We start from the raw sequence: 6675 nt of genomic DNA, 5'->3' as shown, positions 1-6675 counted from the left end.
ATTTTCCATGAAGCCTGCGGACATTTACTCGAAACCACCCAAATCGAGAAAAATACTACTCCCTTTGCAGAGATGAAGGGGCAGAAAATCGCTCACGAAAGCCTGACAGCATGGGATGAAGGCTTATCTGGTAATGCGTTTGGCACGATCGATATGGACGATGAAGGAATGCCAGCCCAACGGACATTATTGATCGAAAATGGCATCCTCAAGAATTTTATCGCCGATCGGGCCGGATCGATCCGTACGGGACATCCGCGTACGGGAAGCGGACGACGCAATAGTTATGCCTATGCGGCGGCGAGTCGGATGCGGAATACCTATATCGCTCCTGGCGAACATCATGTAGACGATCTATTTAACTCGATCGAAAAGGGGATTTACTGTAAGAAAATGGGTGGTGGTAGCGTCGGTGCTACCGGACAATTTAACTTTGCAGTCGATGAAGCTTATCTAATCGAAAATGGCAAAATTACTAAGCCGCTCAAGGGGGCGACGCTAATTGGTGAAGCGAAAGAAATCATGAATAAGATTTCGATGTGTTCGTCGGATTTAGGTTTAGCTGCGGGATTCTGCGGTTCGGTAAGTGGCAGTATTTATGTAACTGTCGGACAGCCACATATCAAGGTCGATTCGATTACCGTCGGCGGACGCTAAAGTTGTCATCGGCTGTATGCAAACACTCATTGAAGAAATTCGGGATAAGATCGCTAACAATTTATTTGAATTTTCCAAACATGCAACCGATAGATCGATTATCAGAAATATTCGGTTGCATGAAATTGAAGAGGCTATTGCTAGCGGTCGAGTTATCGAAGATTATCCTGATGATAAATATGGTGCGAGTTGTTTAATTAGTGGAGTAACTCAACAGAATCGATCGATTCATATTCACTGTAGTTATCCTTGACGACCATTAATTAAAATCGTGACTGTATACGAACCAGATTCGATCCGCTGGATCGATAATTTTAATAGGCGGATAACAACTGATGAGTAACACTCGAACTCAAGATTTAATAGAAACACAAGTAACATACACATTAGAAGTCAACGGCGAGTTTTTTCTAATTGAAAACGTACCCGCCCGCGTCGATTTAGATACAGGAGAGCAATTTTTTGCACCAAGTACCGTAAATCGCCTACAGGAAATTATCCTCGATCGAGAGAGTCCGATTCGATTTGCTCAGACTCCAGTATATGAATTTGCTGCTTAGAGGGTGTTTGAAAAGTGCCAGATCTGTAGGTTGGGTTAAACGAATGTGAAACCCAGCATCAACTCTCATATTTAAGCTCTTTTCTTCTCTCTGCGTCCTCTGCGTCTCTGCGGTTTGAAAAAACCCACTTCAAGATTACTAGAGATGTTTGTTGGGTTTCGCCTTGCTCTACCCAACCTACAAATTTTCAAATTTTAACTAACTTAACCTATGTCTCTAAATATTCAAACTGTTTCTGATTCTGCTCGTAAAATTGCTACCAAATTAGGTATTTCTAAATTCGATTTGTCTGGCTCGACTACAGATAGCGTCAGCGTCCAAGTCGATAGAGGGGAACCAAAACAAGTCAAAGCATCCAATCGATCGGGCATTACCGTGCGAGTATGGAATAACGAAAATACCGTCGGGATTACTAGCACCACTGATGTCGATGATATCGGTTTAGAACTTGCGCTGAAAACCGCTCACGAAGCAAGCTTTTTTGGCATTAAAGAACACGCGCCAGATTTTAGCCCCGAAGCGACTGCGCCAATTGCCGATATTAAAATTGAATCGGGTGCAGCGGCGACGGTTCCGCAATTAATCGAAAGTTTGGTAGCAGCAGAACGTAAGTTATTAGCCAAGCATGAAGCGATCGAAAGCGTTCCTTATAATGGACTATCTCAGCAATCTGTAGACCAATTTTATCTCAATAGCGACGGTGCTGTTCGGAGTGATTCGCGCTCTTATACTTCGCTTTATTTATACACTAAAACCGAACAGGAAGGGAAGAAGCCTCGCAGTGCGGGGGCTTTTGAACTCAGCCATAGTTTTGAGAAGTTAGATGTCGAAAAGTGTATTGAAGAAGCTGCTGAGAAAACAATCAGTCATCTCAACTATGAAAAGGTTGCTTCTGGTAAATATACGATCGTCTTTTCACCCGATGCCTTTTTGAGTTTGCTGGGTGCGTTCTCAAATATGTATAACGCCCAAAGTATTCTCGACAATCAGAGTTTATCGACACCCGAATCTCTGGGTACACAAATTGCTTCACCGTTATTATCTGTCGCCGACGATGCGCTGCATCCGAGTAACATTGGCATTGAAACTTTCGATGGTGAAGGTACGCCAACGCGACGGATTAACCTGATCGATAAAGGTGTGTTATCATCATTTATTCACAGTGCGGGAACTGCCAAACGGATGAATACCCAACCGACGGGACATGCGAATATGGGGTCGAAGATTACTGTTTCTCCCCATTTTTATCATGTTGCTGGTGGCGAAAAAGCCGACGAGAAATATAATCTCGATACAGCCGAAAATGTTATCTTAATTGATGACCTCCAAGCCCTCCATGCGGGCGTACAATCGCTGCAAGGATCGTTCTCGTTACCTTTTGATGGTTGGGTGATTAATAAGGGCGTGAAGACCAGTGTGGAGTCGGCGACAGTTGCCGGAGATTTCCGCGAGTTGTTAAACGCGATCGTCCACATCGAACCCAAGGAAGAGTTAACTAATAGTGGTGTCTGTCCGCGAGTTTGGGTAGAGGGATTGTCGGTAACGGGAGAGTAAGGAGTAAGGAGTAAGGAGTAAGAAAAAGTTCTTTATTCCCAGCTCCCATCTCCCATCTCTCCTATGCCAAAATAAATATCGTTAACTCTAGCTGTGAGTTGGAAATCATGGCGATGTGGCTGGCAATTCCTAAGGGGTTGTTGGTACGAATTTGTTGGGGAATTGTGCGGATGCGATCGAGTGGAATTGTCATTAGACTTGGTACTGTTTCGATCTGAATGCCATATAGTTGCCCGTCGGTACCTGTAAAAATGGCGATCGCATTAAAGTTGGCAATCTCAGTGCCTGTCAGTCGCTGGTGTAGATCGACAATCTCGACATCTTGAGTCAGGCTGTAGTCTTCACCTAAGAAAACATTACTAATTATCCGATTAATTTTGGTCATCGGAATTCCAAAGCTAACTTCGGCAATCTCGAAGATGACTAGTTCGATCGAGATCGAGCCGACGGGGGCGATCGGGTCTAATAAGTTGGTAGAATTATCTATCATGTGGATTAAAGCTATTGACGACTATTAACTATTAATTATTTTCTCGATCGCACTCATGAAATCTTGCTCGACGTAGGGTTTGATAAAATAATCGATTGCGCCTAAATGAGCGGCGAATTGACGGTGTTTGTGATTACTACGGGAGGTGAGCATGGCGACGGGAATATGAGTTAACATCGCATCTTGACGATAAACATTCAGGAATTCAAATCCATTTATATTCGGCATTTCCACATCACAAATAACTAATTTAATTTCGCTAGTCTTCTGACGTAAAATTTGGAGTGCTTCTTGTCCATCTTTAGCCGCAAGCGTCTGGTAACCAAATTTTTCGAGCGAGAGACACAGGCTTTGGCGGGTGGTTACCGAGTCATCGACGACAAGAATCGAATTAACAACGATGGCAGGTGCTACTGATGGCGCGATCTGCGGACGTTGGGGACGTTCGATGAGTACCTGAATGAGGGTGTGCGGATCTAAGACGGGTAGAATCACCCCATCGCCTAAAATGGTGCAGCCATAGCTATAACTAGGCGGCGTAATCGATTTACCGAATGGTTTAATAGTTAGCTCTTGCTCGGTAATCATTCGATCGATCTGAAGGGCGACGAGTCGATCTCCACGGCGGATTAAAAACAGCGGCGATAACCAGTCATCGGGGTTGCTGGCACTACTTTTAAGCGTATGCGAAATCATCCGTTCGGGGACGGGAATTGAGTAAGTCAGCAGCTCGGCAAGGTTATAAACGGGGATCTGGAGATCGTGCCACTGGAAGCATAACTGGTTATCTACCGCCGATAATCGATCGGCAGTGGGAACGACAATTTTTTGAAGACTATCCGCCGGAAAGGCATAGATCGCATTACCAGCCTGACAAACCATTAATTTAGCGATCGTCAGCGTCAACGGAATTCGCAGGGTGAAAGTGGTGCCGTGTACGGGTTGCGAGTCGATCGAAATCGTCCCTTTAATCGATTGAATTTGCTCTTTGACGATATCTAAACCCATGCCCCGTCCGGATAATTTGGTAACCTGAGTTGCCGTCGAAAATCCGGGCATAAACAGCAATTCTAATAGTTGCGCTTTGGTGGCGGCAAAGGCATCGGCGGGAGAGATGATTTTGAGCGCGACGGCTTTGTCGCGAATGGCGACGATATCGATACCGCCGCCGTCATCGGTAATGTCGATAACTGTTTGGCTACCTTGATGATAGGCGGTAATTTCGATCGAACCACGTTCGGGTTTGCCCGCAGCTTGACGAGCGGCGGCGGCATCGATCCCGTGATCGAAAGCGTTGCGGAGGATCTGTACCAACGGATCGAGCAATTTGTCGATCGCGGCTCGATCGACTAGTACGCCAGCTCCGGTAATTTTGAGATCGACTGGCTTGTTAAATTCGATCGACAGATCGTGAATGGTGCGCGGAAACCGATTGAGAATTTCGCCTAAAGGCAACATCCGCGACCACATTAAATCGTCGCGCAGATGCGATAACAGTTGTTTTTGCCGATCGATTTGCTGATGAGACTGGGTGACAAATAGCGATAAATCTTCGATTTGTTCCTCGATTTGGGCTAGTTGCTCGCTTGTGGCTTGGGCGATGGTATGTACTTCGCTATATCGATCGAGTTCTAATACGTCAAATTGCTGGTGGAAGCTATCGTTTAGCGATCCTGCACCGGAATCGTCGATCGGTAACGATGGTAGGCGAGTTGAAATTGATAATGTATCGGCAATTTGGCGCAATCGAGTGCTAATCGTCTGGAAGTTCTCGCAGTTAGCGCGCACCTGCTTTAACGTATCATCGAATTGTTCGTTAGATACCGCCAAACCATGCCGCTCGATAGCTAGTTCGCCCATCAAATTATTCATCCGCTCTAACCTATCTAGTCCCACTCGTACCGATAGTTGCGATCCGGGTGCCTGAGTAATTTTCCGCGACTTTTTAACCCGTTTGGGTAAGAGCGTGCCAGTTGGAGGTGCAAAGGTGGCGGGGGAACTGAATGCGAATTTGTCGAAATTACGGGTCATCTCGGCAACTAGTCGCTCGACCCGGTTTTGACCGATCGCGATATCTGGTAGCAGTTCGGCGAAGATCGGAACATCAAAAATAACTGCTAAATCGAAATCGAGATCGTCATCTGGTAAGAATACGGCGATCTGTGGCTCTAGATCGATCGCATTGCCAGGAAGATCGAAAATATCTACCAGATCGAAACTCAAGTCTGCGACGATATCGATTTCACTCACCGCCAACGGTGCAACATCAACATCGAAAATATCTACCAAGTCAAATTCAAAACTGGCGATCGGATCTACCGTCGGCACCCAGAGCAGATCTTCAAGGGGAAAATCTAGATCCAGTCGATCGCTAGTCGGCACCCAGAGCAGATCTTCGAGCGGAAAATCTAGCTCGATGTTAGTCTCCAACTGCTGCACGTCCGCTCCACCGACGGCGACGAGATCGGCTGTTGCCGGATCGAACAGCTCGGCTAAATCGAATAAACCATCAGTTGATTCAACCAGCACATCTAGTTCTAACGATCGATCGGCAACTAGCCCGATTTCTAGATCTGTCAGTGTGGCTAATTGTGCGGGGGGCAAATTCCACCATTGAGTCGAGAGCGGCGGTTCTGCCATTAAGAACGCAAAACCGGGCGAGATTGTACCACATCGATCGCGATCGCCCGTCAGCGCAGCTTCTAAGGCTTTATAAAAATCTACCAGGGCAAAACAACAAATTTCGCGCGATCGGTCGGGGTGGCGGTCTAAAGCCGCGATCGTCGCATCAGCCAACAAGCCAAAACCAGGCGTATTCAACATGCTGGCAATGCCAGTAAATACTTCCGATTGCGCCCGAAACTCACCGACAACGATCCGATCGCACTCTGGATCTAGTAACACACGTTCGAGTCTGGCTAAACTTTGGGCGATATCGACCTCAAAAATTGATTGTGTTATATCGACACCCACCAGCCGATTGTCGGGAATCTGCTGTCCGGCAATCACAAAATGCCCGATCTCTTCATCCAAATCGGCAAGAATAATTTGAGTGGTAGTGTGAAAGCCAATCTCTAGAATTTCACCATTAATCGTGGCGGTAACCAGTTGGTTGAGACAATCGTAAATCTTAAATAATAATTGGTCTAAATTGCGATCGAACGGTAATTCGGGATGATTGAGTACCCGAAAAATATCTTCGATTTGATGGGCGAGATCGGCAATTTTGTCTAGCCCCAAACTCGCCGCCCCACCTTTAATCGAGTGCGCCGCTCGTAATAGGTTATTAACCTTAGTCTCACTGCGATCGATACTCAAAGTCACTAGTTCTGTTTCGATCGTCTGTAACATCTTGGGCACTTCCAAGCTGAACAGTTGATAAACTCGATCTCGTAATTCAGGGTCGATGTACAT

5 protein-coding genes and 1 pseudogene are annotated in these 6675 nt (G+C 46.1%); 4 read left to right on the top strand and 2 right to left on the bottom strand.

Translation table 11 applies throughout. The features are described 5' to 3' along the window. The 4 genes and pseudogenes from Q0R35_RS09930 to Q0R35_RS09915 all read left to right on the top strand — a co-directional run. Positions 1-657 (top strand): TldD/PmbA family protein (locus Q0R35_RS09930; RefSeq protein WP_295616983.1); only part of this gene is annotated, 657 nt, incomplete at its 5' end. A gap of 16 nt (positions 658-673) precedes the next feature. Then, positions 674-907 (top strand): annotated as a pseudogene (locus Q0R35_RS09925) (DUF4258 domain-containing protein); the annotation flags it as partial. 85 nt (positions 908-992) lie between these two features. Continuing rightward, positions 993-1217, top strand: a complete 225-nt coding sequence (locus Q0R35_RS09920) for a hypothetical protein (RefSeq protein WP_295616977.1) — start codon at positions 993-995, stop codon at positions 1215-1217. Positions 1218-1427: 210 nt separating this feature from the next. Beyond that, positions 1428-2771, top strand: a complete 1344-nt coding sequence (locus Q0R35_RS09915) for a TldD/PmbA family protein (protein ID WP_295616974.1) — start codon at positions 1428-1430, stop codon at positions 2769-2771. 61 nt (positions 2772-2832) lie between these two features. Here the strand turns inward: Q0R35_RS09915 and Q0R35_RS09910 are convergent, their stop codons facing one another. Further along, complete coding sequence (locus tag Q0R35_RS09910; RefSeq protein WP_295616971.1) at positions 2833-3261, bottom strand: hypothetical protein; 429 nt, start codon at positions 3259-3261, stop codon at positions 2833-2835. 24 nt (positions 3262-3285) lie between these two features. Further along, the coding region (locus tag Q0R35_RS09905) for a hybrid sensor histidine kinase/response regulator (protein ID WP_295616968.1) at positions 3286-6675 on the bottom strand (3390 nt) is incomplete at its 5' end.

This window comes from Chamaesiphon sp. GL140_3_metabinner_50 (genome assembly GCF_025361915.1).
Classification (GTDB): domain Bacteria; phylum Cyanobacteriota; class Cyanobacteriia; order Cyanobacteriales; family Chamaesiphonaceae; genus Chamaesiphon.
This window is presented reverse-complemented; position numbering and strand designations above follow the sequence as displayed.